The sequence below is a fragment of the Terriglobia bacterium genome, assembly GCA_035712365.1.
GTDB lineage: Bacteria > Acidobacteriota > Terriglobia > UBA7540 > UBA7540 > SCRD01.
Window position 1 is genome coordinate 1 of the sequence record DASTAW010000001.1, and the last position, 22,603, is coordinate 22,603.

24 protein-coding genes and 1 riboswitch are annotated in these 22,603 nt (G+C 58.4%); of the genes, 14 read left to right on the forward strand and 10 right to left on the reverse strand.

Going from position 1 to position 22,603, the window contains the following annotated elements; translation table 11 throughout:
* On the reverse strand, window positions 1-198 hold a 198-nt coding region (locus VFQ24_00005), incomplete at its 3' end, for an FAD-binding protein (protein HET9176721.1).
* Window positions 199-486: 288 nt separating this feature from the next.
* Between VFQ24_00005 and VFQ24_00010 the strand changes: the two genes are divergently transcribed.
* From VFQ24_00010 to VFQ24_00035, 6 genes are all read left to right on the forward strand, one after another.
* On the forward strand, window positions 487-1,140 hold the full coding sequence (locus tag VFQ24_00010; GenBank protein ID HET9176722.1) for a gluconate 2-dehydrogenase subunit 3 family protein: 654 nt from the start codon (window positions 487-489) through the stop codon (window positions 1,138-1,140).
* A 502-nt stretch (window positions 1,141-1,642) separates the two neighbouring features.
* Window positions 1,643-1,891 (forward strand): hypothetical protein, encoded by a 249-nt coding sequence (locus VFQ24_00015; protein HET9176723.1) that lies wholly within the window; start codon window positions 1,643-1,645, stop codon window positions 1,889-1,891.
* A 68-nt stretch (window positions 1,892-1,959) separates the two neighbouring features.
* Window positions 1,960-2,700 carry a hypothetical protein gene (locus tag VFQ24_00020; protein HET9176724.1) on the forward strand — a complete coding sequence of 247 codons (741 nt, stop codon included), beginning with the start codon at window positions 1,960-1,962 and terminating at the stop codon, window positions 2,698-2,700.
* 12 nt (window positions 2,701-2,712) lie between these two features.
* Window positions 2,713-3,189 (forward strand): hypothetical protein, encoded by a 477-nt coding sequence (locus VFQ24_00025; protein HET9176725.1) that lies wholly within the window; start codon window positions 2,713-2,715, stop codon window positions 3,187-3,189.
* Between the two features lie 239 nt (window positions 3,190-3,428).
* Window positions 3,429-4,889, forward strand: a complete 1,461-nt coding sequence (pyk, locus tag VFQ24_00030) for a pyruvate kinase (GenBank protein ID HET9176726.1) — start codon at window positions 3,429-3,431, stop codon at window positions 4,887-4,889.
* Between the two features lie 81 nt (window positions 4,890-4,970).
* Complete coding sequence (locus VFQ24_00035) at window positions 4,971-5,891, forward strand: cobalamin-binding protein (GenBank protein HET9176727.1); 921 nt, start codon at window positions 4,971-4,973, stop codon at window positions 5,889-5,891.
* A gap of 48 nt (window positions 5,892-5,939) precedes the next feature.
* Here the strand turns inward: VFQ24_00035 and VFQ24_00040 are convergent, their stop codons facing one another.
* Together VFQ24_00040 and VFQ24_00045 are read right to left on the reverse strand one after the other, a co-directional pair.
* On the reverse strand, window positions 5,940-6,455 hold the full coding sequence (locus tag VFQ24_00040) for a DUF6580 family putative transport protein (GenBank protein ID HET9176728.1): 516 nt from the start codon (window positions 6,453-6,455) through the stop codon (window positions 5,940-5,942).
* A 15-nt stretch (window positions 6,456-6,470) separates the two neighbouring features.
* Window positions 6,471-8,702: a TonB-dependent receptor plug domain-containing protein gene (locus VFQ24_00045; protein HET9176729.1), complete on the reverse strand. Its 2,232-nt coding sequence runs from the start codon at window positions 8,700-8,702 to the stop codon at window positions 6,471-6,473.
* Between the two features lie 153 nt (window positions 8,703-8,855).
* Window positions 8,856-9,056, reverse strand: a riboswitch (cobalamin riboswitch).
* An 84-nt stretch (window positions 9,057-9,140) separates the two neighbouring features.
* On the opposite strand from VFQ24_00045, the gene VFQ24_00050 reads away from it, so the two are divergent.
* Window positions 9,141-9,338: a hypothetical protein gene (locus VFQ24_00050; protein HET9176730.1), complete on the forward strand. Its 198-nt coding sequence runs from the start codon at window positions 9,141-9,143 to the stop codon at window positions 9,336-9,338.
* Window positions 9,339-9,355: 17 nt separating this feature from the next.
* On the opposite strand, the gene VFQ24_00055 is transcribed toward VFQ24_00050, so the two are convergent.
* The 3 genes from VFQ24_00055 to VFQ24_00065 form a co-directional block, all read right to left on the reverse strand.
* A complete protein-coding gene (locus VFQ24_00055) occupies window positions 9,356-10,093 on the reverse strand; it encodes a rhomboid family intramembrane serine protease (GenBank protein ID HET9176731.1) in 738 nt (245 codons plus the stop codon).
* Window positions 10,094-10,165: 72 nt separating this feature from the next.
* Entirely contained in the window at window positions 10,166-12,319 is a 2,154-nt protein-coding gene (locus VFQ24_00060; protein ID HET9176732.1) for an oligopeptide transporter, OPT family, read from the reverse strand.
* Window positions 12,320-12,380: 61 nt separating this feature from the next.
* On the reverse strand, window positions 12,381-12,830 hold the full coding sequence (locus VFQ24_00065; GenBank protein HET9176733.1) for a GatB/YqeY domain-containing protein: 450 nt from the start codon (window positions 12,828-12,830) through the stop codon (window positions 12,381-12,383).
* A 223-nt stretch (window positions 12,831-13,053) separates the two neighbouring features.
* Between VFQ24_00065 and VFQ24_00070 the strand changes: the two genes are divergently transcribed.
* The 3 genes from VFQ24_00070 (at window position 13,054) to VFQ24_00080 (ending at window position 15,426) form a co-directional block, all read left to right on the forward strand.
* Entirely contained in the window at window positions 13,054-14,025 is a 972-nt protein-coding gene (locus tag VFQ24_00070; protein HET9176734.1) for a hypothetical protein, read from the forward strand.
* A 4-nt stretch (window positions 14,026-14,029) separates the two neighbouring features.
* A complete protein-coding gene (locus tag VFQ24_00075) occupies window positions 14,030-14,362 on the forward strand; it encodes a Rieske 2Fe-2S domain-containing protein (GenBank protein ID HET9176735.1) in 333 nt (110 codons plus the stop codon).
* An 89-nt stretch (window positions 14,363-14,451) separates the two neighbouring features.
* On the forward strand, window positions 14,452-15,426 hold the full coding sequence (locus VFQ24_00080) for a hypothetical protein (protein HET9176736.1): 975 nt from the start codon (window positions 14,452-14,454) through the stop codon (window positions 15,424-15,426).
* A gap of 101 nt (window positions 15,427-15,527) precedes the next feature.
* Here VFQ24_00080 and lipA read toward each other — a convergent pair whose 3' ends face one another.
* Window positions 15,528-16,436 carry a lipoyl synthase gene (lipA, locus tag VFQ24_00085; GenBank protein ID HET9176737.1) on the reverse strand — a complete coding sequence of 303 codons (909 nt, stop codon included), beginning with the start codon at window positions 16,434-16,436 and terminating at the stop codon, window positions 15,528-15,530.
* 140 nt (window positions 16,437-16,576) lie between these two features.
* Complete coding sequence (locus tag VFQ24_00090; protein ID HET9176738.1) at window positions 16,577-17,818, reverse strand: hypothetical protein; 1,242 nt, start codon at window positions 17,816-17,818, stop codon at window positions 16,577-16,579.
* Between the two features lie 92 nt (window positions 17,819-17,910).
* Between VFQ24_00090 and VFQ24_00095 the strand changes: the two genes are divergently transcribed.
* From VFQ24_00095 to VFQ24_00110, 4 genes are all read left to right on the forward strand, one after another.
* A complete protein-coding gene (locus tag VFQ24_00095) occupies window positions 17,911-18,156 on the forward strand; it encodes a carboxymuconolactone decarboxylase family protein (protein ID HET9176739.1) in 246 nt (81 codons plus the stop codon).
* Window positions 18,157-18,477 carry a peroxidase-related enzyme gene (locus VFQ24_00100; GenBank protein HET9176740.1) on the forward strand — a complete coding sequence of 107 codons (321 nt, stop codon included), beginning with the start codon at window positions 18,157-18,159 and terminating at the stop codon, window positions 18,475-18,477. It begins immediately after the preceding gene.
* Between the two features lie 223 nt (window positions 18,478-18,700).
* On the forward strand, window positions 18,701-20,335 hold the full coding sequence (locus VFQ24_00105; GenBank protein HET9176741.1) for a carboxypeptidase-like regulatory domain-containing protein: 1,635 nt from the start codon (window positions 18,701-18,703) through the stop codon (window positions 20,333-20,335).
* Between the two features lie 74 nt (window positions 20,336-20,409).
* On the forward strand, window positions 20,410-21,165 hold the full coding sequence (locus VFQ24_00110; protein ID HET9176742.1) for an alpha/beta fold hydrolase: 756 nt from the start codon (window positions 20,410-20,412) through the stop codon (window positions 21,163-21,165).
* Window positions 21,166-21,334: 169 nt separating this feature from the next.
* Here the strand turns inward: VFQ24_00110 and VFQ24_00115 are convergent, their stop codons facing one another.
* Window positions 21,335-21,634: a hypothetical protein gene (locus VFQ24_00115; protein ID HET9176743.1), complete on the reverse strand. Its 300-nt coding sequence runs from the start codon at window positions 21,632-21,634 to the stop codon at window positions 21,335-21,337.
* 118 nt (window positions 21,635-21,752) lie between these two features.
* Window positions 21,753-22,394: a hypothetical protein gene (locus VFQ24_00120; GenBank protein ID HET9176744.1), complete on the reverse strand. Its 642-nt coding sequence runs from the start codon at window positions 22,392-22,394 to the stop codon at window positions 21,753-21,755.
* Between the last annotated feature and the right edge of the window lie 209 nt (window positions 22,395-22,603).

The window sequence follows — 22,603 nt, forward strand, 5'->3', positions numbered from 1 at the left end:
CACCTCAGGAGCCATGTCGCGGTATTTCAACTTGAATGGCGGCTCGTGCTCGGTGAAATTCTTGTCCGACTGCTGGCGCCCGGCATCAACCAGCGCAACCTTCAGTCCCGCCTCTGCCAGCCGCTTGCACGCCCACCCGCCGGATGCTCCCGACCCCACCACCAGCACATCATAAATCTGCTTTCCGCTCTGGTTCATTGACCTCTCCCATGCCGCTTCGATCTGAAGACCAGATCAGGCGGCCAAAGACCTTCCTGGCAACCAATTCTCCCTCACTTGCGGCGCCCACCGGAATGCCCAGACGCAATTCACACTACGAGACGACTGATCGTAACAATCAGGTGTACAAACGTCAACCTGAGCAAGAACAAAGACTCATGATGATGTGTTGTGCTGTACTGCGCTTCAGTGGTAGCATGAGGCACTCAAGGGCTCAGGGAAAGGCCCCAACGCGGAGAGTTTGAATCAAACTCAGGGCAGGAAAACATGAACAAGAACCAGGATCCGGCAATTGTCGGCAAACACTCACGCTCAGAAAGCGGAATCAGCCGGCGCGAGCTGGTGCGCCGACTGATGATTGCCGGAGGCGCCGGATGTTCCCTCCCGGCCATAGCCGAAGCTCGTCGCATAGCCGGGCATCTCGCAAACCACAGCGCAGTTGCCGAGGCCGGCGCCCAGACTGCAAAAGCCGTTTGGTCTCCGGTATTTCTTGACCGTCATCAGAGCGAGACTCTGGAAGTGCTGGGCGAGCGCATTATTCCAGGTTCATCTGAGGCCCAGGCGAATCGCTTCATTGACCTTCTGCTTTCAGTAGACACTCAGGACGCGCAAACAAAATTCCTCGCGTCCCTCTCCGCCTTTGAAGCCGAATCCCTCAAGCGCTTTTCTCGTCCCTACAAAGACAGCACCGAGACCCAGCAAAACGAAATCCTCGCCTTCGCTTCCGCTGCGAAGCCCGGGGAAACTGCAGAGGGCCAGTCGCAGCGGGTGAGTATTGGCGACCACTTTGAGAACATCAAGCGCTGGGTTGCCGAAGCATATTTCTCATCCGAGATCGGCATGAAGGAACTTGGCTGGACGGGCAATGTCTTCTTCACAAGCTTTCCGGGATGCCCTGATTCCAGCGGTCATCGCCCGTGATAACTCCTTAATCCTATCTCAAGCAGTAAATTATGTTGTTAGTTGCCACGCTGTCAGGAATGGAGAGAGGAACCGGCTAAACATTAGGACATTCTTAGAATGACCAGCGCCCCCGTACTACACTGAGATGACAGGACTTTGACCATATTCCAACGCAATAATGTGGTGAGGCATGCTGGAATACCCCCTCGATGGATCTCTCATGCTGCAGAATTTAATGGGTTTAGCGTCGTTAACTCAAGGTGATACAAAGCATGTTCAGACGGTCTGCCGCAGGAGCCGATGGAGTGCGCAAAGGGCCCATTTCAGGAGCGTTTGCAACTTTTCTATTAACCCGGTATGATTGCGAGGTTGCCGTTTTTGCTTGACTTGCCGCAGTATTGTGGCACAATTGATAACGGTGGTTTAGAAGTTACCTATTGACTCAGGAGGTATTCTAGCGTAGGCTCTCTTCCGAAGCGGGAATTTTTCGAACCCAAAAATTCACCTGGAGGAGAGTCTGATGAGAAACTACATCCTGACCTTAGTGTTGGCCGTGTTGGTTGTTCTGGCAAGCGTATCATTGCGGAGAATGCTAACAGCTAACAGTGTTGATGTTAACAGCGCTGCAACGCTCGTAGCCATTGGCCCGTCACCTGCACCGATTCCGCCGCGTGGTATGTTTGCCATCGGACCGTCACCGGCGCCGATTCCGCCGCGCGAGGCAATGGCAATCGGTCCTTCACCTGCACCGATTCCGCCACGCAAGTAACGCAAGGCTGGCTTGATATAAGCAGCCTTGCGAGGCCACCACAGGCCAGGTGATCTAGCAGGCTGCTTATGAGCGGTACTTTAACCAGCGATGTTCTTAGCTACGCCGGGTACATACTCGAGGCGGGCCTGTTGGTGTATCTGTTGGTCCGTGGCCATGCGAAGCCTCTCTGGGAACTGGTTCTTTATCTCGCAATGTCGCTGGGTGTGGCGGGATCTCGCTCTTTTACTCTGGCGCGGTACGGCCTGGCCTCACCTCAATATGGCAACTGCTACTGGACGACGGACCTGCTGCTCGTACTTGCAGCGTATGTTTTGGTAGCGTCCTTTTTCAGGCGTGCCTGTTCCCACAACCAGGAAATGTGGCAATTCGTAAGGCTGCTGCTTGGAGCAGTCCTGCTCGCCATCGCGGCAGTGTCTTATTTCTCGCTCTCCAGCCACCAGGGCAAGCTGTTCTCCTTTTTCATCGTTGAGTTCTCCCAAAACCTGTACTTTGCCAGCCTCGTGCTGACTACCCTCTTGTACCTCATGACTCTTCGGATGGATATTGCCGATGAGCGATTAGGAATGCTGGTTTGCGGCCTTGGAATTGAATTTGCGGGACCGGCCGCCGGTCTGGCATTAATCTATTTGTCAGGTGGAGCTGAAATTTCCCGTGTCATCGGCGTTTACTTTTTCCCGCTTTGCGATATCGGGATGATTCTGACGTGGTTTTACGCCATTTCGAGGGTACCGGGTGCGGCAATACCCGCCCGGCCAAGGATCGAGACAGCCCCTGCGTTTGCGCGAGGCAACATTTCTCACTTTTGATTGAGGCGTTCCATGTTTCTTCCTGTCTTGATATTGACATTGTCGATCGCGATGCTCTTCTTTTATCTCCAGACAATTTGTCTGAAGATCCTGCGGCAAGAGTTTGACCGGGACTACTTTCTCCCGATCGTCAATGCGAACCGCCTGGAATTCCCGTCTGTCCGCAGGGCTGTTGAGGAATTTGATGCTCCGGTCGATTACGCCCGGTTTTGTATGATGTTAAAGTGCGACTTTCTGGCATTGAGCTATCTGCTGAGGAACGCCGCCAACGATAGTCACCGCTACTCGACGCAAGACCGGCTTTTGATCCTCTACTTTCATTTGACCTATTTCATTCTGCGGCTCCGGCATTTCCTGAAGATTGATGAGAAGGCGCCGCTTCTTCGGCTCACTTCAATCCTTCAGTTTTTCGGCAACGTTGTCGGCCTGAGAGTAAATTCCTCGAGCTTCAGGGACATCAGCGCGTCCGATTATCTTCTCACCCTGTAGACTGATCTGCTCCAAACACGGTATCGACGGGCCGCGCGGAGACGTGTGAATTCTACGTCCCGAATCTGAAGTGTCGCTCAATTCGGCTGGCGATCTCAATTTGGGCTGATGCAGCTCTTGTGCGAATCGGCGGTGTCCGATGCCGCAAGGCTCCAGAGATCACACACTTTCAGACAGTCAAAATACGGCCTTATGCCAGTTTCCTTTCCTGCAATTGCGGCAGCCAATATACTGAATGGATGAACTCACTTTCGAAGCTTTCAATCACCACCGCTGAATCCCGCCGAGCCAGGATCGTCTGCACGCTCGGGCCAGCAACCGACAACACTGAAGTGCTTGCCGCGCTCCTGAATGCCGGGATGGACATCGCGCGCCTTAATTTCTCCCATGGATCGCACTCGGAACATGCCCGGCGGCTCCGAAAGCTTCGAAAGGTGTCGTCCGCCTGTGGTCGGGTTGTGGCTGTCATGCAGGACCTGCAAGGACCGAAGATTCGTACTGGCACACTGGAAGGGGGCATCCGCGTCGAGCTTCGGGATGGGGACCCCGTCACCATCACCACCAGGCCTGTTCCAGGTAATGCCCGCTGCATATCAACCACGTTCACGCGCCTTCCCCACGAGGTGCATGCCGGCAGCAGCATTCTGCTGTCGGACGGTCTCATCGAACTCCGGGTAGAAACTGTAAAAGGAACCGAGGTCCAGTGCCGCGTAGTGAATGGGGGCGAACTGGGAGAGCACCAGGGGATCAACCTCCCGGGGCTGGCGTTGCAGATCTCTGCTCTTACGAAAAAAGACCGCGAAGATCTCAAGTTCGGTATTCAAAACCGGGTGGATTACATTGCCCTTTCTTTCGTCCGAAGGGCTGAAGATATTCTTGCACTTAAGCGCATCCTCGCACGGGCGGACCGCGCCATTCCCGTGGTGGCCAAGCTCGAAAAGCCCGAGGCCATCGGCCAGCTAGATGAGATTTTGCGGGCAGCGGACGCTGTGATGGTAGCACGGGGCGACCTGGGAGTTGAATTGCCGCCGGAGACGGTGCCCGCCCTCCAGAAGCGGATCATCAATCGGGCCTCTGCCATGCGCGTGCCCGTTATTACCGCTACGCAAATGCTGGAATCCATGACAGTGCACCCACGACCCACTCGCGCGGAGACTTCCGATGTGGCTAATGCAGTTATTGACGGGACCGACGCCCTGATGCTCTCGGGTGAAACCGCCACTGGCCACTACCCCGTGAAGGCCGTCGAGATGATGGCGCGAATCATCGCGGTAACAGAAGGGACGCAGCGTGAAGCGGGAATCCATGACGTCTGGGATCGTGCGGAGGCACTGGACGTTCCGGAGGCCATCTGCGAGATCGCTGCGCACCTTGCCGCTGAACTGGACCTGAAAGCGGTCGCGGTGTTTACGCAATCAGGTTCAAGTGCCCGGCTCATTTCAAAATACCGTCCCAGGGTCCCCGTCTTTGCCTTTTCCCCTTTTGATAACGTTTTGCGCAGGACTGCACTCTATTGGGGTGTGAGACCCGTTCACATGGGGAGGCTGCAATCCACCGACAAGATGGTGGAGGCAGCCGCCCGGAGTCTGCGGGACATGGGGGTGGTTCGCCGGGGCGACTTTATTGCGGTGATTGCTGGAAAGCCCGTCGCCAAACAGGGGAGCACCAATATCCTGAAAGTGCACTGCGTTAAGGAATGAACCACAGGAGTGGTCGGGTTTGAAGCGCCCGGCCACGGTTCAGATTTTGCAGCCGACCTCAGTATTGATAGACTGTCTGGCATGCGCATCTGCTCACTTCTACCATCCGCCACCGAAATACTTTTTGAGCTTGGCGCCGGCGACTCGGTGGCTGGAGTCACGTTTGAATGCGACTTCCCTCCGGAGGCGAGGAACAAACGCGTTGTGGTTCGCACTCGCCTGGAGCATTCCGAAGACCCGGTCGAGATTGATCGCCAGGTACAAGACTTCGTCGCGCGGGGAGAGAGCCTCTATGAGATTGACCGTGCAGCGGTCCAAGCCATTGAGCCGGACCTGATCATCACTCAGGATTTGTGCCACGTCTGCGCAGCTTCTCCGGGCGACCTGGCTTCCGTCTTGTCAGACCTTCGACGGAAGCCGGAGGTCCTGTCTTTAAATCCCCAGTCCCTTGGAGATGTGTGGAAAGACATCCTGGCCGTCGGTAGTGCCATTGGTCGCACCGGCCAGGCCCGCGAGCTTGTCGATGAGCTGGAAGGGCGGGTTTTGGCCGTCGTGCAGGCTGTTTCCGGGTCCTCAACCCGGCCCCGTGTTGCCTGTCTTGAGTGGTTAGATCCGGTCTATGTAGCCGGACATTGGGTGCCTGAAATGGTAGCGTGCGCCGGGGGAGTGGATGTTTTCGGCAAAGCCGCGGAACCGAGCTTCCGTCAAACCTGGGAGGCCGTCCTGAAGGCAAATCCGGAAGTAATTGTCATTATGCCCTGCGGTTACGGACTTCAACAGGCAGTCAAGGATTTCAACATCATGACACCGCCGGAAGGATGGGAATCGATACAGGCAGTGAGGGACGGACGGGTTTACGGAGTTGACGCGTCCGGTTATTTTTCCCGTCCCGGCCCCCGCCTTGCCGGCGGCGTCGAAATTCTGGCAAGCATCCTGCACCCCGGGTTGCTGTCCGCGCCACGCGAAGCAGGCGCCTCGACGGTGGCGCGGATCACACGGTAGCCAGCAACAAACAGCTTCAGTCTCGCTGCCAGTCAGACGCTCCGACGTTTAGCGCGCGGCCATCTCGTGGCTGCGGGCCCTGCGAAGGTAGTACTCATAAGCGCCAAACAGAATGCCGCTGAAGAGAATGGCGCTGATCAGCGAATTTCCATAGAACGGAATCGCGGCCGCGAAGCAGGCTGCAAGGCCACCGAAGGTGGGCGGGTACAGTCCTCCGCCGATCCAGACGGCGAAGTTGCTGATCAGGAAAAAGATGCTCGAGCCGGCCACCGAGGCCGCCACGACATTGCGCACCGAAACGCGCTTCCGCAGCCACCAGCCCACCAGCACGATAGCGGCAAAAGCCACCCAGTTGAGGGTCTGCATCCACTCAAACGATGTGTGGTACAGAAGTGAATTCACGAGCAGGTCGCTCCCGGCCAGAAGCGAAAGCGGAAACCAGATGGAGTCTCGCCTTTTGAGATAGGCCCCACTGAACAAGAGTCCCGCGTAAACAGGGCTGAAGTTCGCTGCGCCGGGGATAAAACGTGCAGCAATCGCCAGTGCAATGATGAGATAAGTCATCCTCGTCTCCTTCGCTCAAAATTCCAGGCGTATGCCGGCGCGGCCGCTCAGCTTCAGCGCCGGGTAGCCCAGGATTTGCATATATTCCCGATTGAACAAATTTTCCACCGTCCCAAAGTATGTCATATGCCCGAAAGCCCTGTAGCTCCAGGACAAACTCGAGTCCGTGTAACCACTATTCCAGATCAGCGGGGGCTCCAGCCCGACAAAATCACTGTCCTGCCGCCGCCCCACGATCACCGTGGTTGAAGTCAGATTCATCCGCCGCCAGTTCCACAGGATCTGGATGGAACCGGAATGCCGCGGCCGTCTCAAGAGCCATCGCCCGGCCTCCAGCGCGGGCGTGAAGGGGTTGCCGCTTTCGATGACTTCTGAATCAAGATAAGTGTAGCTCCCGATGGCTCGCAAGCCTTTCACAGGAGCAAGCTCCAGCGAAACTTCCCCGCCTTTCGCGCTGGCGCGGCCGATGTTAAAATACGTGCCGCTGAAGGTCTGGAAGTCAGTGACCTCAAACGCGATCTGATCGCGGAAAAGGTTGTCAAATCCGTCGAGCTCCAGCCGGCCTCGCCCGTTCCAGAACCGTTGCTCCACGCCATAATCGAGAGTCCGCGTTCGTTCAGGGGCCAGGTTCGGATTGCCCACAAAGTAGGGCGTGTTGGCGTATGATTCCTGAAAGCTGGGTTCTTTCACGCCCAAACCGAAGTTAAACTTCAGCGTGGTAGCTCCGAAGAAGCCTCGGCCATTACTCACCAGATACGCCAGCGAACTCCGCGGGACAAGCACGGTGCCGAAGCTTCCATTGTCGTCGATGCGGACGCCGTTGGCCAGCGAAAGCCGTCCCCACAGGGTCTGATCCTGAAAAGTATATCCGAAGTTATTCCGCCGCGCACGGGTTGCAGGGGCCTGGGCGAACCGGTCAACCAGGAAGCCGTGCTCGCCGTCCCAATCAAACGCAAAGGTATCGACATGCTGCCCGAACCGGCCGCCGAACGGTGATGCTTCCCAGTTGGTCTGGTAACTTACGTGGTCGCGCCACTCGTCATCAAGATAGTTGCTGGCGAAATCGAAGTACTGAAATGCAGCCGTGCGGCCGTCAAAAGAGGGCGTAAACGGGGGGTTCTGGCCCAGGTCAACGGACACCTGGCGGGACTTGGAGAAGGTATAAGTCAGTTGCTGTTCCCAGGATGAGGTGGTCTGATTGTGGAGAGAAAAAACGCCGTATCCTGTCCGATGCCTGTACGATGCGTCAGTGATGGGAGGCCCAAAAGCCGTCTGCCCCGGGGTTCCCGCCAGGCCAAAACCGCCCATCATGATGGCGCGCAGTGTGGTGGCTTTTCCCAGCCTCAGGCCAAAATTTGCCGATAGCGTGCTGACGTGGAAAAAATCGTTCGGCACCTGGTTATCGGTGCTGAACTTTCCTCCCTCCAGCATGTAATCGAATGGCCCATAGCCACCTGAGACAGATCCATCTCCGGCCCAGGTGGAATTTTTGCCGCCTTCTCCGCTAAAGGAGAAGTGCGGGCGCCTGGTTTCTGCCTTGCCCTGCCGCGTAAACAGTTGGATGACGCTGGTCATGGCGTCTGAGCCGAACAAAGCAGACTCCGCGCTGCGGACCACTTCAATCTTTTCCAGGTTTCCGCTGGTCAGTGTATTGAAGTCAAGTGCGCCGCCGGCCAGATTGAGCGGGGCGCCGTCCAGCAGCACCTTGTTGTAATCGCTTTCGCCGCCGCGGGCAAATACGCTGGTGACGCCGCCCGGCGCGCCGTTGCGCGCTACTGTGACGCCCGGCAGGGACTGGAGCAGGTCGCTCACCAGCGGCGTGCCCCGGTCCACGATCTGTTGGCGCGTAATCACGCTGGTGCTCGCGCCAAGCTGGCTGGTGGCCGCAGCCGTGCGCGTGGCGGTCACCACCACCCGTTCATGCACTGGAGCCAATGGCAAAACAATACGAATGTTTTCCCCGGCCCTGGCCGTCGCCGTCGTCGCGCCAAAACCCGCCAGAGAAATCTTCACGGTATAGGCGCCGGGGGTAATATCCTGAAAACGAAATTGCCCCCGTTCGCCGGTCGTCGTGTGCGCGATTTCCGTGCCTTGCGAGCCAACCAGTAGCACCGTCGCTCCGGGAACATCAGCGCCTTCCGGGTCCAGAATCGTCCCCTGAAGCGTTGCAGCGCTTCCAGCGATAGCGCTCGTCAGGAAAACTAGCAAGAAAAGAAACAACCCCCACTTGTAACGGCTTGCCCTCATAGTTCCATCCCTTCTGCCCGCACATCTGGCGGGCTTCCCGGACGGAAGGACGCACGAAGAAACAGCCTCAAAAACAAAAACCTTCCAATTCCTCATACGGAACCGGAAGGCTTCGGCAGCTCTCCCTCAGTCCTCTTTCCGTCGAAGAGTCAGTCTGAGTTTCCGTTCCTGGGCAGGCTTCCTGGCTTTCGGGTCATCGCGGGACCTTCTGCCTTCCCGTCCCGGACTTAAGGGACAGTGGCTTTTTGAATCGAAGGTCCAACTCGCCGATTACAGTGGCGGGACCGCGGCCGATTTACACGGCCTTCCCTTTTATCCCCGCACTCGCGGGGCACCACAGGAACTCAAATTTTCAAAGAACAACTAACGAAATTGAATCTAGCACCAGGCAGGGCCATGCGTCAACCGGATTGTATCCATTCCCAATGAGGTATTTGAATGTGCAGAACGCCTGTGGCCCGCCGCACCGGGAAATCGCGCAGCCAGTTGTTCAGCGATACGCTTAACGGGTATCTGGCGCGTCACGCCCCCCACGAGATTACCGAAGCAATGAACCGGGCCTCGGTTGAGGTGGAGGAAACGAAGAATCCATTTGTTTCCACCGCTGCCCGCCCTATCCTGAGGCAGAGCGAATAACGCTCTGCAAATCCCTCTTAATTGAGCCAGCGGTCAGGGTCGTCCTTTTTTTCGCGGTCTCGCATGTAGACATCAAACTTTCGCCGCAGCCGGGCCCGCCGCCATTCATCGTACTGCCCTTGCATGCGCCCGGAAAGCCCGCTTCCCCGCAGATAAAGGTAGGCCACCAGCATTCCGCCCAGATGCGCCAGATGAGCAACGTTGGACCCGGGGCCGCCAATCTCGCTCAGAAATTCGATCCCGCCGATAATCAGCACAAACCATTTTGCCTTGATGGGAATGACAAACCAGAGAAAAATCGGCCGGTTGGGGAAGATGACGCCGAAGGCTAGCAGCAGCCCATAAATGGCCCCCGACGCCCCGATTGTGAGCGATAAAGGTGACCCGAAGAGGGTGGTCAGAGCCACGTCGAGTACGCCGGCGCCGATTCCCGTCACGAAGTAAAACTTGAGGAATTCCGACCCTCCCCACAACTGTTCGAGGTCCGGCCCGAACATCCACAGGGCAAACATGTTGAACAGGATGTGGAAAAATCCTCCGTGCAGGAAAAGATATGTGGCAAGCTGCCAAAGGTAAAGGCGATGGACCACCAGGTAGGGCTGCAAACCCAGATAGACAAACGGCGCCTGCCAGCCAAACAGCCGATACGGCAAGTAAGTCAAAACAAAAACGGCGGTCGTGACAATAATCAGGGCCTTCACCATTCGCGTGAAGGGCGGAAAAAACGACATGTACGATTGGGTGTATCGAGGCATTAATTGAAGCCTACCATATTAAGGGGGTGAGGGGGAAAGCCAGCGGCCAATCGAAGACTGAGGCGCCGCACATCACGTTTCCGGGACCCTGACTGGGCGACCTTTGGATTTTGCCACGAAGTAGAGCAGCGCAGCGAGGCCGATAAAGATCACCAGCGCGGCAAAATCGCTCTGCGCAAAACGCGGGAACCAGCGCGCGCCGAGGGCAACCAACTCTTCCTTCTTAAAGCCGACCACAGTGGCCAGGGCCAGGCCACCGAGCGATCCGCCCGCAATCAATCCCGAACTGAACAGGGCCCCGCTTCCGGTTTCGGAAACCGTTGCCTCGTCTTCCGTGCGCCCGCCCCGGTCCACAAGCCATTTGACAACGCCGCCCGCAAAGATCGGCGCCGTAGTCGAAATCGGCAGGTAGAGTCCCACCGCGAAGGCCAGCGAATGGATGCCACACAATTCAAGGACAATCACGGTGAAAGCGCCGAACAGCACCAGCGTCCATGGCAGCTTGCGGGTCAGGATGCCGTTGATCACCACGCTCATAAGGGTCGCCTGCGGGGCTGGATAATCGGTCGAACCGATGCCCTCCACCTGCTGCCACTCAATTTGCTTGCTGGCGGGATCGTAGAAGTAACGGCCGTCGGGAATTTCGGCCGACCCGATCACGCTGATCACTTCATACTTGCGCCCCTGGTAGGTGGTGGGTCCCTGCGACTTCATCGCGGAGGTGATCGAGACGCCGGAAATGTGCAGGGGCTTCACTTTTGTCGCGCTGCTGTTCAGCAGTTGCATGGTGAGTCCGACCACAAAAACCGAGGTCATCACGCCGATAGCGTACCCAAGTTCCTGTTTGCTGGGTGTTCCTCCCACCAGGAATCCTGTCTTCAGGTCCTGGGTGGTCGCGCCTGCGCTCGCGCCGCCGATGGCGACCACTGCGCCGATGCTCAGGGCGATAGCGGAATACATACCGCCCGTCCAGCCCACCACTACGAAGATCAGGCAGGTGCCCATCAGCGTGGCAATGGTCATTCCTGAAACCGGGTTCGAGGAACTCCCGATCAGGCCCACAATTCGCGCCGACACCGTGGCAAAGAAGAACCCGAACAAGACCATCAGCAGCGCCGACACCAGGTTGCCGCTGGCGTGGGGATTGATGTGGAATGCCAGCAGCGCCCACAGAAAGCCCACCACCAGCACAGCGCCTCCGGCAATGATCGGCAGGGGAAGGTCGCGGGCCGTGCGTTTCACCTGCAGGGCGCTCACCACCTTGCTGCTTTTGAGCTGGCCGAACGTGGATTTAAATGAGCCGATGATGGTCGGCATCGCCCTCACCAGCATGATGATCCCCGCCGCCGTCACCGCGCCGGCGCCGATATACCGGATGTAGCTGCTCCAGATTTGAGTCTCGGTCATCTGCCCGATGGGAAAGGTGCCCGGGTACATCGCGCCCGGAACGTGCGCCCCAAAAAACTTGATGACGGGAATCAGCACCAGCCAAGAGAGGACGCCGCCCGCAACCATAATTCCGGCCACGCGCGTCCCGATGATATAACCTACGCCCAGGTACTCTGGCGTGATTTCACCTGCAAACGTCGAGCCGGGATACCAGGCCGGGTGCCACTCCGGCGTGGCCTTCCAGAAGGACAGGCCGCCCTGCTCGCCCATCAGGAATTTGTAGACGATCCCGATTGCCGCTCCGCCGAAAACTTTGCCAGCCTGGATGCCGCCCCTTTCGCCGGTGATCAGCACGTCGGCACAGGCCTTGCCCTCAGGGAACGTGAGGTTCCCATGTTCCTTCACCACCAGCGCGTTGCGAAGCGGAACAACAAACAGCACGCCCAGCAGGCCGCCGCCCAGCGCCAGCGGGAAAATCCGCCAGTAATCGAGCGTGTAGCCGAGGAAAATCAGCGCGGGCAGCGTAAAGACCGTGCCGGCGGCAATCGATTCGCCCGCCGAGCCCACAGTCTGCACGATATTGTTTTCAAGAATGGTCGATTTGCCCAGCCATTTGAAGATCGTGATGGAAATCACCGCGACGGGAATGGAGGCGCTGACCGTCAGGCCCGCGCGCAGGGCCAGATAGACGGAGACTGCGCCGAAGATGATTCCCAGGAAGGCCCCCAGCAGAATGGCGCGCGGAGTAAACTCCGGGAGAACGACATCCGCTGGTACGAAAGGTTTGTAGGAGGCTGCGGCGTCTGCCTCACTCTGGATGATCGGTTCAGGTGCCATGCGTCAAGGTCACTACGGTGCTTGAAGTATGCGCCTCCGGCTGAAGGCAGCGGTGGTCATGCTATCCGCCAAGCCGGGTGCGGACCGTCTGGCTCACCCGTTTGCCGTCAGCATTTTTGCCCGCCAGTTTCTGCATGGCGACTTTCATCACTTTGCCCAGGTCCTGCGGCCCGCCGGCGCCGGTTTCTGCGATGGCGGCAGCCACTGCGGAGCCGATTTCTTCATCGCTCGCTTCGGCGGGCAAGTAAGTCTGGAGGATTTCTGTTTCCGCTTCCTCTTTGGCGGCCAGGTCTTCGCGCCCGCCCTTGCGGAACTGCTCCACCGAATCCCGCCGTTGCTTCACCAGTGTCCGCAGCACGGCAATGGCCTCATCATCACTGAGTGCCTTGCCGAGTTCAACCTGTTTGTGCTTGAGAGCGGTTTTGGCCATGCGCAGCACGGAGAGCCGGAGTTCTTCCCGCGCTTTCATGGCGGCTACGAGGTCTTTTTCCACCCGTTCCGAAATCGTCATCGGCAGTAATCCTTCTGACGAACTCCCGGCGAATATATCATAAACGCGCCCTTTCGCGCCCGTTCGGCAATCTCCAAGATATACTTCTCCCGAGGGATCACGCAAACATCCATTCGCGTCGTCACACCACGAAGCCGCAATTCATCTCGATTCCTCCTGTTTGCATTCATGGGTTCCCTGCCGATATTCTGCTTGTATGCGAGCATTATCGATTTGAGGTGCTATGAACAGCGCGCATCTGCCTGTGGGAATGGCCCTGGTTGGCGTCACCGTCGGGTTTCTGAGTGTAAGGTATATCAGCAGAACAAAGACGGGCGAGTTCCGCCTGTGGGGCTGGGTGGGACTGGCGATGCTCGCCCTCTTTGAGGTCTTGCTCTTTCTCCGCGTGGGATGGGCCTCTCTCTATTTCACTCCTCTGTGCTGGACGGCATACCTGCTGCTGGCTGATGCCGCCGTCTACAGTCTGAAAGGCTCATCCCGGCTATCCGGTTCGCCGCGCGATCTTTTTCTGCTGGCCCTGGCATCCATTCCACTGTGGTTGATCTTTGAAGCCTACAACCTGCGAATGCAGAACTGGACCTACGTAGGCTTGCCCTCCAATTCCATACTCCGCACTTTCGGATACGCGTGGTCATTCGCCACGATCTGGCCGGCGATCTTTGAGACTGCGGACCTCCTCCAGGCGATGGGCCTTTTCAGCCGGCCGATACGTCCTCACCCCCCCTTCAGCCGCACCTGGCGAACCACTCTTTGCCTGACAGGCCTCCTGTTCCTCACTGCACCGGTGCTGCTCCCGGTGGGCATCGGGCAGTATCTCTTTGCGCCGGTCTGGGCGGGATTCGTTCTCCTGCTCGATCCCCTCAACTACGCCTGGGGAGGCCGCTCGCTTCTGCGCGATTGGGAAAGGGGCGATTCGTCGCTCTTCTGGAATCTGATGGTCGCGGGCCTCGTTTGCGGAGTTTTCTGGGAATTCTGGAACTACTGGGCCGCCGCCCGGTGGCTCTACATCTTCCCCATTCTTCAAGGATGGAAGATTTTTGAAATGCCGCTGCCCGGCTTTTTGGGATTTCCCGCTTTTGCCGTGGAATGCTTCGTCATGTTTGAATCGCTCAAGGTTCTTGGCAAGGGACTCTTCGGCGTGCGCCGGGGTGAGCAGCCCATGCGATCTTTTTCCCACGCTGCGAAGGGAGAGTAGCGTTTTGAGCAAACGACCGCCTTTTATCAAAGTCGCGAGCGTCGCCGATATGCCAGCGGGTGCTGTCAGGCACATTGTGGTTCACGACAAGCCCATGGCGCTGTGCAACGTGGAGGGACAATTCTTCGCGGTGAATGCCGTCTGTCCTCACATGGGCGGACCACTGGCCAGCGGCCGCCTCGATGGATGCGTGATCACATGCCCATGGCATGGATGGACCTATGACGTCCGGACGGGCCTTCCCGACCACCCAGGCGGTCATTCCATTTCCGCCTATGAAGTCCGCATCGAGGGCCAGGACGTTCTGGTCGGCTGGCTCAAGCTCCCTGGCCAATAGATTTTCGGCCCACGGCGAAGGTCGTCGAATGTCATTCCGATCCCGCCTTGCGGGAGAGGAATCTGCTTTCCTTTAAACATGCTATCGACATGAAATCTCTGCTGATCGCGCTCGTTTCGTTGCTGATGACCGCCACCGCCGCTCGCGCCGCCGCCCATCCTCAAACCACCGAGGCTGAGCAGATCAAGGTAGCGCAGCAAGGGCTCGATCTGCTGATGAACGGCGACGCCGAACCCGCCATCAAAGTCTTCCAGAAAATCGAAACGGACGACCCGAGTTCTGCGCTGGGCTATCTGATGGAAGCAAACGCCGTGTGGTGGGAAATCTATTTCACCACGGGCAACCTCATCGATCCCGATGTTTTCATCGTTTCTTCTGGTTCCACCACACGTTACGACGCGCATTTCAATAAGCTCGTCGATTCGGCCATGGCCAAGGCGCGCGCGAATAGAAGCGCAAAACGCGATGTGGCGAGAAATTATCTCTACGAAGGAATGGCCTACGGGCTTCGCGGCCGGCTGGCTTCCATGCGGCAAAGCAACCTTGCCGCCGCGCGTGCCGCCAGACAGATGCGCTCGCTCCTGATCAGCGCCCTGCATCAGGACCGTAACCTGCGCGACGCATACGCGGGGTTGGGACTCTATGACTATTTCGTGGATACCCTGCCGACCATTGTCAAGCTCCTGCGGTGGATGGTCGGCCTTCCGGGCGGAAGCCGCGAGCGCGGACTTCAGGAGATTGAGTACGCGGCAAAATACGGTGAATTGACACGCGGGGAAGCCCTCTACTACCTGGCCAAGGACTATTCCCGGGCCAGTGAAAAGCAGTACGCCAAGTCGCTTGAACTCTTCCAGCAGTTACGCGCCCATTACCCCGGCAACGGCCTTTGGGCACTGATGGTGGGAAGCCTCAAAATCCGCACGGGCCACGCCGACGAAGGCGAGGCCCTTTACCGCGAGGTTCTGGGGCAGGAACGCGGCAAACAAACCGTCAGCGGCAAAGCCCTCTACAAAGCCGCTCAAAAGGCCCTCGATCTGCGGCATCCAGGCGAGCAGATTCAATGATTGCTTTCCTCCGTGTCCTCTGTCTGGAAAAGCTCAACGCTGAGAATGCGGACGCTCTGCGATCTCTGTGTTGAGGCATTGAAAGCAGAGAATTCACCCGTCTATTGCGTCAACTGTGAATCGAGAGAAGAAGATTGTTCATGGGCATGGTAGGAGCTGCGGACGAGCGGCCCGGACTCGACGTGCCGTATGCCGCGGCGCAGGCCTTCCTGCTTCAGGATTGCAAACTCTTCCGGCGTATAGAAGCGCGCCACTGGCAACTGCTCGCCCGAGGGCCGCAGGTACTGCCCGACGGTGACGATATCGACGCCGACGCCGGCCAGATCGCCCAGCACACCGAAAAGCTCTTCCATGGTTTCGCCCAGGCCCGCCATCAGGCCGGATTTTGTGGGGATTGCGGGATCGACTTCGCGCGAATGCCGCAGCAGGCGCAGCGACCGGTCATAGCGTGAACCGCGCCGCGCCACGGGATACATCCGCGGGACGGTCTCAATGTTGTGGTTCAGAACATCGGGCCGAGCGTTGAGCACGGTTTCAAGCGCTTCGTCCGAGCCGCGGAAATCAGGGATCAGGACCTCAACCTTACAACCTTCAAGCCGTCGCCGCAGGGCTTCAATCGTTTGCGCGAAGATGGTTGAACCGCCGTCCTTCAGGTCGTCGCGGTCCACTGAAGTCACCACGATGTACTTCAACCCCATGCTCTCGGCGGCCTCGGCCACGCGATCCGGCTCCGACCAATCCACCTGGCCAGCGGGGCGTCCCTTCGGCACCGCGCAAAAGCCACAACGGCGCGTGCAAAGCTCTCCGAGAATCATAAAGGTGGCCGTGCGGTGCTGCCAGCACTCCGCAATATTGGGACAGCGGGCGCTCTCGCAGACGGTGTGGAGCTGGAGCCCCCGCATCAGGTCCTTCAGCTCAAAATAATTGTCGCCGGAAGGAATGCGCACCTTCAGCCACTCCGGCCGCCGCGCCGGACGCGAATCAGTGCCGATCTGTATCAGTTCCGCCATTGCCAAACTCTAATTCTAGCCTGAACGCAGAGTGCGAACAACCGGCCGAACTTCCCGCTCGGCGTAGAGGCGGCTTTACGCCGCCATCTGGCGATCCCGCCTCGGCGGGATTGCCGCTACGGGCCGGTGTCCGCTGCCCGCTACTTGATTTCCAGCAGAGCGCCCTGGCCAGGCGCAAGCCAGTTCATTTCTCCAGCGAAGGAAACAAGCTGGCCGGTGTAAGGAGAAACCAGAACCAGGTGCTGGCCATTGTCCTTCAGGTCAATCGCGTAGCGCATGGAATACTTCAACGACTTGTTCACCACCATCAGGAACGGATGGCCTTCGTTATCGCGAAACTCGCCGATCAAATACTCCGGCGCGACCGGAGGGCTTTGAAAAGTTGTCGCCCGCACCTGCCTGATCAGCGGGCTTTGCGCAACGGGCTCAGCCCCCTCCGGCAGCGGCGCCGAATGGTAAACGCCCGTGCTGCGCAGTTTGATCAGCCAGGGAGCCAGTTCGCGAATCTGACTGTTCAGCCGCCGCAGCATGTACCAGGTGGCCGTACGGTGCCCGAACTGGTCCACCGGCGCCAGCCTGAAATTTCCGACCTTCGGCGAAAAGTAAGTGAAGTACTCGATTCCGCGTCCGCCGTAAGCGATGGTGCTGTAAGCCTGCAGGCTAAGGGTGGCGTCGCTCGGCTCCATGTAGCTGAAGCAGCTATTGGCGAGGATTACGTTCCAGAAGGGAATGCCGGCTTTCTGCGCCGCGCTCCGGACGGTTGCCAGATTGGTGAAGAAGCGGCCCAGCATCTCGCCGTTGAACAGCGAATAGTTGTCATAACTCAGCAGCGGCGGGCGAACCTCTTCCATATACTTTTGCACGTAGGCGTCATAGGCTGGCGCTCCCATGCGCTCGGCCGACCCGTAATTCGGCAGAAGGTTAACGTATGACCACGCGCCGGGCATGGCCTTCCGCAACATCTCCGCCACTTCGCCCAGACCCGGCATCATCTGGGCCTGCGGCTCATCGTAGAGGAAAAATCCCAAAGCCGCCGGCCGGTTCCGCACCTCGGCCACGAGGGCTTCGATCTTGTTCTGCAACTCCTTTCTGTTCGGCATCCCGGTCCACTCGTAGCCATTCGCGCGTTCGTCAGTCACAAAGCAGGCCATCTTTGCAGCCTGCACCTGCTCAAGCTCGCCCGGCGTGCAGAACCCCGAAATGTTCAGCCCCGCCTGGCGCATTAAATCGAGCTGGTGCGGATCGGCCGGAGACTGGTCCCATGCCATCAGAGCAAAATCCCGCGGAGAGATTTCGGGCGGCTCGGCGAAAGTCTGTGCGCTTGCCGGAAATAGCGAACCCGCCAGCAGCAGGCTCAAAGCAGCGTTTAGAAGGGCCTTCATCAACGCCTCCATTGCAACAAGACATAAGAAATCAAAGTTTGTATTATACCTACGCGGATGATCGGGTCTGTAGCGTCGGACGGGAGGCCATCATGGCATGGATCAAAATTATCGAACCCAAAGACGCAACCGGCGAGTTGAAGAAAGAATACTCAGCGGCTGTCAAGCGCGCCGGAAAAGTTTTCAACATTCTGCAGATCCAGAGCCTGAACCCGAAAACCCTTCGCGCTTCGATGCGCCTCTACCTGGCAACCATGCACGCTCCGTCCGGGCTTTCCCGCGCCGAACGCGAGTTGCTGGCCGTCGTGGTCTCCCGGGCCAACAATTGCTTTTATTGAATCGAAGCTCACGGGGAGGATCTCCGTCGAGAAAGCGGCGACGCAAAGCTGGCCGAACACGCCAAGCACAATTATATGCGCGCCAGGCTTCCGGCCCGCAGCAAAGCCCTGGCAAAATTCGCCGAACTCGTCACGCGCGCTCCGGCTACCGTTCGCAAGAAGCATGTTGACATGCTTCGCAAACACGGCCTTGGCGACCGCGACATCCTCGACGCCGTTGAAATTATCGCCTATTTCAATTACATCAACCGCGTAGCCGACGCGCTGGGCATCGATCCCGAACCCGAAATGCGCGCGGCCTACGAGTACAGGCTGGAGTAGGCTGTTGGCATATAGGGCTGTCACCGGAGCGTATCTGTTTGTAGCGCCGCCGTCCCGGCGGCATTTTTCGCGGCCGGCACCGCTTGGCGGGACCGGCGCTACGGAAATCCGTCGCTCTATTATGCAATCTCTTTCGCCCCCTCTGTCGCTGTACTGCGGTGCGGGCGTAGCCCGTGTTACATGGGCCTTTGTGTTATAATGCGCACACAGTCGAGGGTCCGCCATGTTCGCGCTCCTGCTCAGCATGGCTCTTCTGCTCGCGCCGCAAGCCAATCCCGCGAACCCGCAAATCCCTGTCCCGCCGCAGCAAAAATGCACCGTTTCCGGCAGCGTGCTTTCAGCGGCCACAGGCCAGCCGCTGCGCGATGCTTCCGTCAGCTTGCGTAAGGCGGGTGTAAGCAGCACGCCACTCGAAACCATGACAGGCGCCGACGGCCGGTTTGAGATCAACAACGTTGACCCCGCACGTTATTACCTGTTCGTCAGCAAAGCCGGCTATGTTTCCCTGGAATACGGCCAGAAGTCACCCGACGATCCCCTCAGGCTGCTGGCGCTCGCGCCCGGCCAGTCGATCCGCGACATCTCCTTCCAGCTTATCCGCGGAGCCGTCATCACCGGCTACGTGTATAACGAAGATGGCGAACCCATCGAAAACATGCAGGTCCGTGCCGAACGTTACCGTTACTATAAGGGGAAGCGCCGCCTTATGCCGACCGGCTATGGGCAGACGGACGATCGCGGCAAGTATCGGATCTTTGATCTTGCTCCGGGCGACTATTACATCAGTGCTTCTGCGGAGCCGATGAGTTATGGGGGATCTGCCAGCTACGAACGGACGTATTATCCCGGCGTAGCAGATCCCACTCAGTCCTCGCCTCTCGGCATCCGGGCCGGAGATGAGTTTCCGGACGTAGATGTCACCTTGCATCGAGTTGGTGTCTTCCACGTTAGAGGCCGGGTGACGAACGGAATCGCCAACGCTTCACTGACAAGCGCCAGAGTATTTCTCGATACTACTCTCGAGCCTTGGGAAGAATTCGGCGCGGCAGGCACCATTCGTGATGCGAGCGGCGACTTCGATGTTGAGGGCGTTCGCCCCGGAACTTACGACCTGATCGCCCAGTTTTCTTATAAGGGCACCGAGTACCAGGCGCGGCAGAAGGTGACGCTTACCGATTCGGATGTGAACGGGATTCGTTTGGTTCTCACGCCGGGGGCTACGCTCAAGGGCGATATTCAAACCGAGGGCAGCGTGGATCTCTCCAAGGCACGCGTTGAGTTGCGCCCGCCCAGCGGAATGTTTTTCGGCACCTCCAACATGTCCCCGGTCGCCCCCGACGGGACGGTCGAGTTTGATGCCATGCCGGATGGGCATTACCTTGCCGAAGTGGATGGCCTTTCGCAGAACGCTTACGTCAAATCCGTGACCCTAGGTGACGAGGACGTGCTCGACTCGGGGTTCGACATCGCGAACGGCCAGGCGCCCGGCACATCGCTCAAGATCGTTGTGAGCGCGAATGGCGCGCAAATCGGCGGAACGGTCATGCTGGACGGCAAGCCCTTCAACGATGCCCTGGTGACGCTGCTCCCCGCCGACTTCTCCAAGCTTTCAGACGATCTCTGGTTCAAAACAGCCACCACGGACCAGTACGGCAATTATTCCCTTACCGGCATCCGGCCGGGAGACTATCTCCTCTTTGGGTGGGAAAAAATCGAAAGCGGCAGAGAGCGCGACCCGGACTTCATCAGCCAGTTCAAAGATCAGGGCCAGCAAGTCCATATGGGCCCGGGGGCCGCGCTCAACTTCCAGCTCAAGGCCCTCCCCGCCAGCGAAATTCACGCCGCAGAAGGGCAGTAGCGGCAAGCCCGCACAGCCAGGAGTGGCTGTGCCACAGCTTTGGGAAAACCGCAGGCGCCTGCTACACTGGCTGCATGTTTCGCACCAGGTTCAGAAAGGAAATCGTTGCCGAATTTCTGCCTCCCGTCCGGCAGGGCAAAAAGCACAAGGTGATTATCCTTTGTGACGGCATGCCCTCGGTTCCCTCGAAGCAGCCGCTCGCGGAATTCCTGGCCCGCCGGGGTTACTGGGTTTTCCATCCGCGATATCGCGGAGCGTGGGAAAGCGGCGGGAAGTTTCTGGAAAAATCTCCGGTGGAAGACATCGCCGACGTCATCAGCGGAATCACCAGGGGCCACATCAGAGAGAGCGCCTTCGGGCAGGAATTCCGCGTGATGCCGGATTCGATTTCTGTGATCGGCGGAAGCTTCGGCGGCGCGGCGGCGATTCTTGCTTCGCTCGACGATCGCGTGAAGAAGGTGATCGCCATCTGCCCGGTGGTTGACTGGAGCCTTCTCGGAGAAGAGCAGGAAAAAGAGACCTCCAGCAAAAGCTATCCGGCTTACATCCGTGAAGCCTTCGGCAACGGCTACCGGCTCACGGACAGAAACTGGAACAAGCTTCGGCGCGGCGATTTTTTCAATCCTGCGCGCCACGTCGGCGAACTCACTGCTTCAAAGATGATGCTGTTCCACGCCAAGGATGATCCTTACATCCCCTGGAAGCAGGTGGACGCCTTTGCCCGGCAGGCGGGAATCAGACTGAACCTGCGCGCGCGCGGCGGCCACCTCAGCACCAGCAGAACCGTGCAGCAATACTGGCCCCGCATCAAACGGTTCCTCCCATCGTAGGGGTACGGCTTGCCGTACCCTGGCTTGCCGTACCCTGGGTAGGGCAAGCCCTACCCCTACCGTTCTCGTGGGCGGGTCGCGCATGGAGAATGTCGCGACGCCCCGGCAGAAACCCTGCAACACATTCTCTTCATTCCGGTGTGCGACGTGCAGTTCGGTTCCGGCAGATCTATTCGACGAGTGTGAAAATCTCGCGGTAGCCGGATTCCACCAGCGCAGCGAACTTCTGATAATTGGCCTGCCAGTCCTTGTCGCCCATTATTTTCGACATGATGCCTTCCTGGGCGCCCAGGCTGGGGCTTGTCAACTCGAGGACCAGGGTGTAAAACGGTCCGACCATGTCGGTCAGGATGCGCTGGTTCATGTCCACGCCGGCGCGCTTCTGGATCGCGATGCCTTCCTTCATCAGGGCGACGGCCTCTTTGGTCTTTCCAAATTTCAACCGGAACACGTTGCGGATAACGATCATGTAAATCTCCTCTCCGAAGGTAAATTAAACTTTGGGGGTTTCGCCGCTTGAAATTATAAACCAGCTCGCGCCTGTAGGGGCACGGCTTGCCGTGCCCTGGGTAGGGCAAGCCCTACCCCTACGGCATATTCGGGTTTTCGGGATCTTCCAACCAATGCTGAGGATTGTGAGCGATATAATCCCGAATCATCTCCAGCTCGCCGACGTCGCGTATGATGTGCTCGTAAAAATTCTTTTGCAAAGGGCGCGCTCCCGGGCGCGACCCCAATTGGTTCAGGGCGATGGTGCTGATCGATTTAAACGCTCCCACCACGTCACCCATGCTGGTGCGGCGGGGCGTCGTGTGTTGTAGGGGCACGGCTTGCCGTGCCCTGGGTAGGGCAAGCCCTACCCCTACGGTTCTCGTGGGCGGGTCAAGCCCCGCCCCTACGCCGGATGGTTGAATCACGGGGGCGCCCGTCGCCACGGCTATGGCGGGTTCCAATCCAAGTCCCGGCAAAACAAAAATCGCGTGCAAATGGTTCGGCATCATCTGAAACGCATCCAGAACCACTGACCCGAACCGCTGCGGCAATCCATGCCAGACTCGCTGCACAAACCTCCCGACCTCATTCAAGATCATGCTGCCCTCGACGATTTCACCGAACAGGCATTTCCTGGCCTGGGTGCATATGGTGACAAAATACGCGCCGCCTCCCGCGTAATCGTATCCGCGCAGGCGAATGGACCGTCGATGATGTATTCGCGGATCGAACGCCATTGTTGTCACCTCACGTCCGGCTGTAGGGGCACGGCTTGCCGTGCCCTGGGTAGGGCAAGCCCTACCCCTACCGTTCCCTGGGGCGGGGCAAGCCCCGCCCCTACAACGTGCGGCCTTGCCTCGATGGCGGCGACATCGTGGAAACCACCTGATTCTTTTCCACCGCACGTTTGTCAAAAACCTCAGGGAGAATGTGCTTAAGGCGATAT

Bases quoted from the DNA above. Each gene is read 5' to 3' on its own strand.
- VFQ24_00010 (HET9176722.1), top strand. From the start codon at position 487: ATGAACAAGAACCAGGATCCGGCAATTGTCGGCAAACACTCACGCTCA.
- VFQ24_00015 (HET9176723.1), top strand. From the start codon at position 1,643: ATGAGAAACTACATCCTGACCTTAGTGTTGGCCGTGTTGGTTGTTCTG.
- VFQ24_00020 (HET9176724.1), top strand. From the start codon at position 1,960: ATGAGCGGTACTTTAACCAGCGATGTTCTTAGCTACGCCGGGTACATA.
- VFQ24_00025 (HET9176725.1), top strand. From the start codon at position 2,713: ATGTTTCTTCCTGTCTTGATATTGACATTGTCGATCGCGATGCTCTTC.
- pyk (HET9176726.1), top strand. From the start codon at position 3,429: ATGAACTCACTTTCGAAGCTTTCAATCACCACCGCTGAATCCCGCCGA.
- VFQ24_00035 (HET9176727.1), top strand. From the start codon at position 4,971: ATGCGCATCTGCTCACTTCTACCATCCGCCACCGAAATACTTTTTGAG.
- VFQ24_00040 (HET9176728.1), bottom strand. From the start codon at position 6,455: ATGACTTATCTCATCATTGCACTGGCGATTGCTGCACGTTTTATCCCC.
- VFQ24_00045 (HET9176729.1), bottom strand. From the start codon at position 8,702: ATGAGGGCAAGCCGTTACAAGTGGGGGTTGTTTCTTTTCTTGCTAGTT.
- VFQ24_00050 (HET9176730.1), top strand. From the start codon at position 9,141: ATGTGCAGAACGCCTGTGGCCCGCCGCACCGGGAAATCGCGCAGCCAG.
- VFQ24_00055 (HET9176731.1), bottom strand. From the start codon at position 10,093: ATGCCTCGATACACCCAATCGTACATGTCGTTTTTTCCGCCCTTCACG.
- VFQ24_00060 (HET9176732.1), bottom strand. From the start codon at position 12,319: ATGGCACCTGAACCGATCATCCAGAGTGAGGCAGACGCCGCAGCCTCC.
- VFQ24_00065 (HET9176733.1), bottom strand. From the start codon at position 12,830: ATGACGATTTCGGAACGGGTGGAAAAAGACCTCGTAGCCGCCATGAAA.
- VFQ24_00070 (HET9176734.1), top strand. From the start codon at position 13,054: ATGAACAGCGCGCATCTGCCTGTGGGAATGGCCCTGGTTGGCGTCACC.
- VFQ24_00080 (HET9176736.1), top strand. From the start codon at position 14,452: ATGAAATCTCTGCTGATCGCGCTCGTTTCGTTGCTGATGACCGCCACC.
- lipA (HET9176737.1), bottom strand. From the start codon at position 16,436: ATGGCGGAACTGATACAGATCGGCACTGATTCGCGTCCGGCGCGGCGG.
- VFQ24_00090 (HET9176738.1), bottom strand. From the start codon at position 17,818: ATGAAGGCCCTTCTAAACGCTGCTTTGAGCCTGCTGCTGGCGGGTTCG.
- VFQ24_00095 (HET9176739.1), top strand. From the start codon at position 17,911: ATGGCATGGATCAAAATTATCGAACCCAAAGACGCAACCGGCGAGTTG.
- VFQ24_00105 (HET9176741.1), top strand. From the start codon at position 18,701: ATGTTCGCGCTCCTGCTCAGCATGGCTCTTCTGCTCGCGCCGCAAGCC.
- VFQ24_00110 (HET9176742.1), top strand. From the start codon at position 20,410: ATGTTTCGCACCAGGTTCAGAAAGGAAATCGTTGCCGAATTTCTGCCT.
- VFQ24_00115 (HET9176743.1), bottom strand. From the start codon at position 21,634: ATGATCGTTATCCGCAACGTGTTCCGGTTGAAATTTGGAAAGACCAAA.
- VFQ24_00120 (HET9176744.1), bottom strand. From the start codon at position 22,394: ATGGCGTTCGATCCGCGAATACATCATCGACGGTCCATTCGCCTGCGC.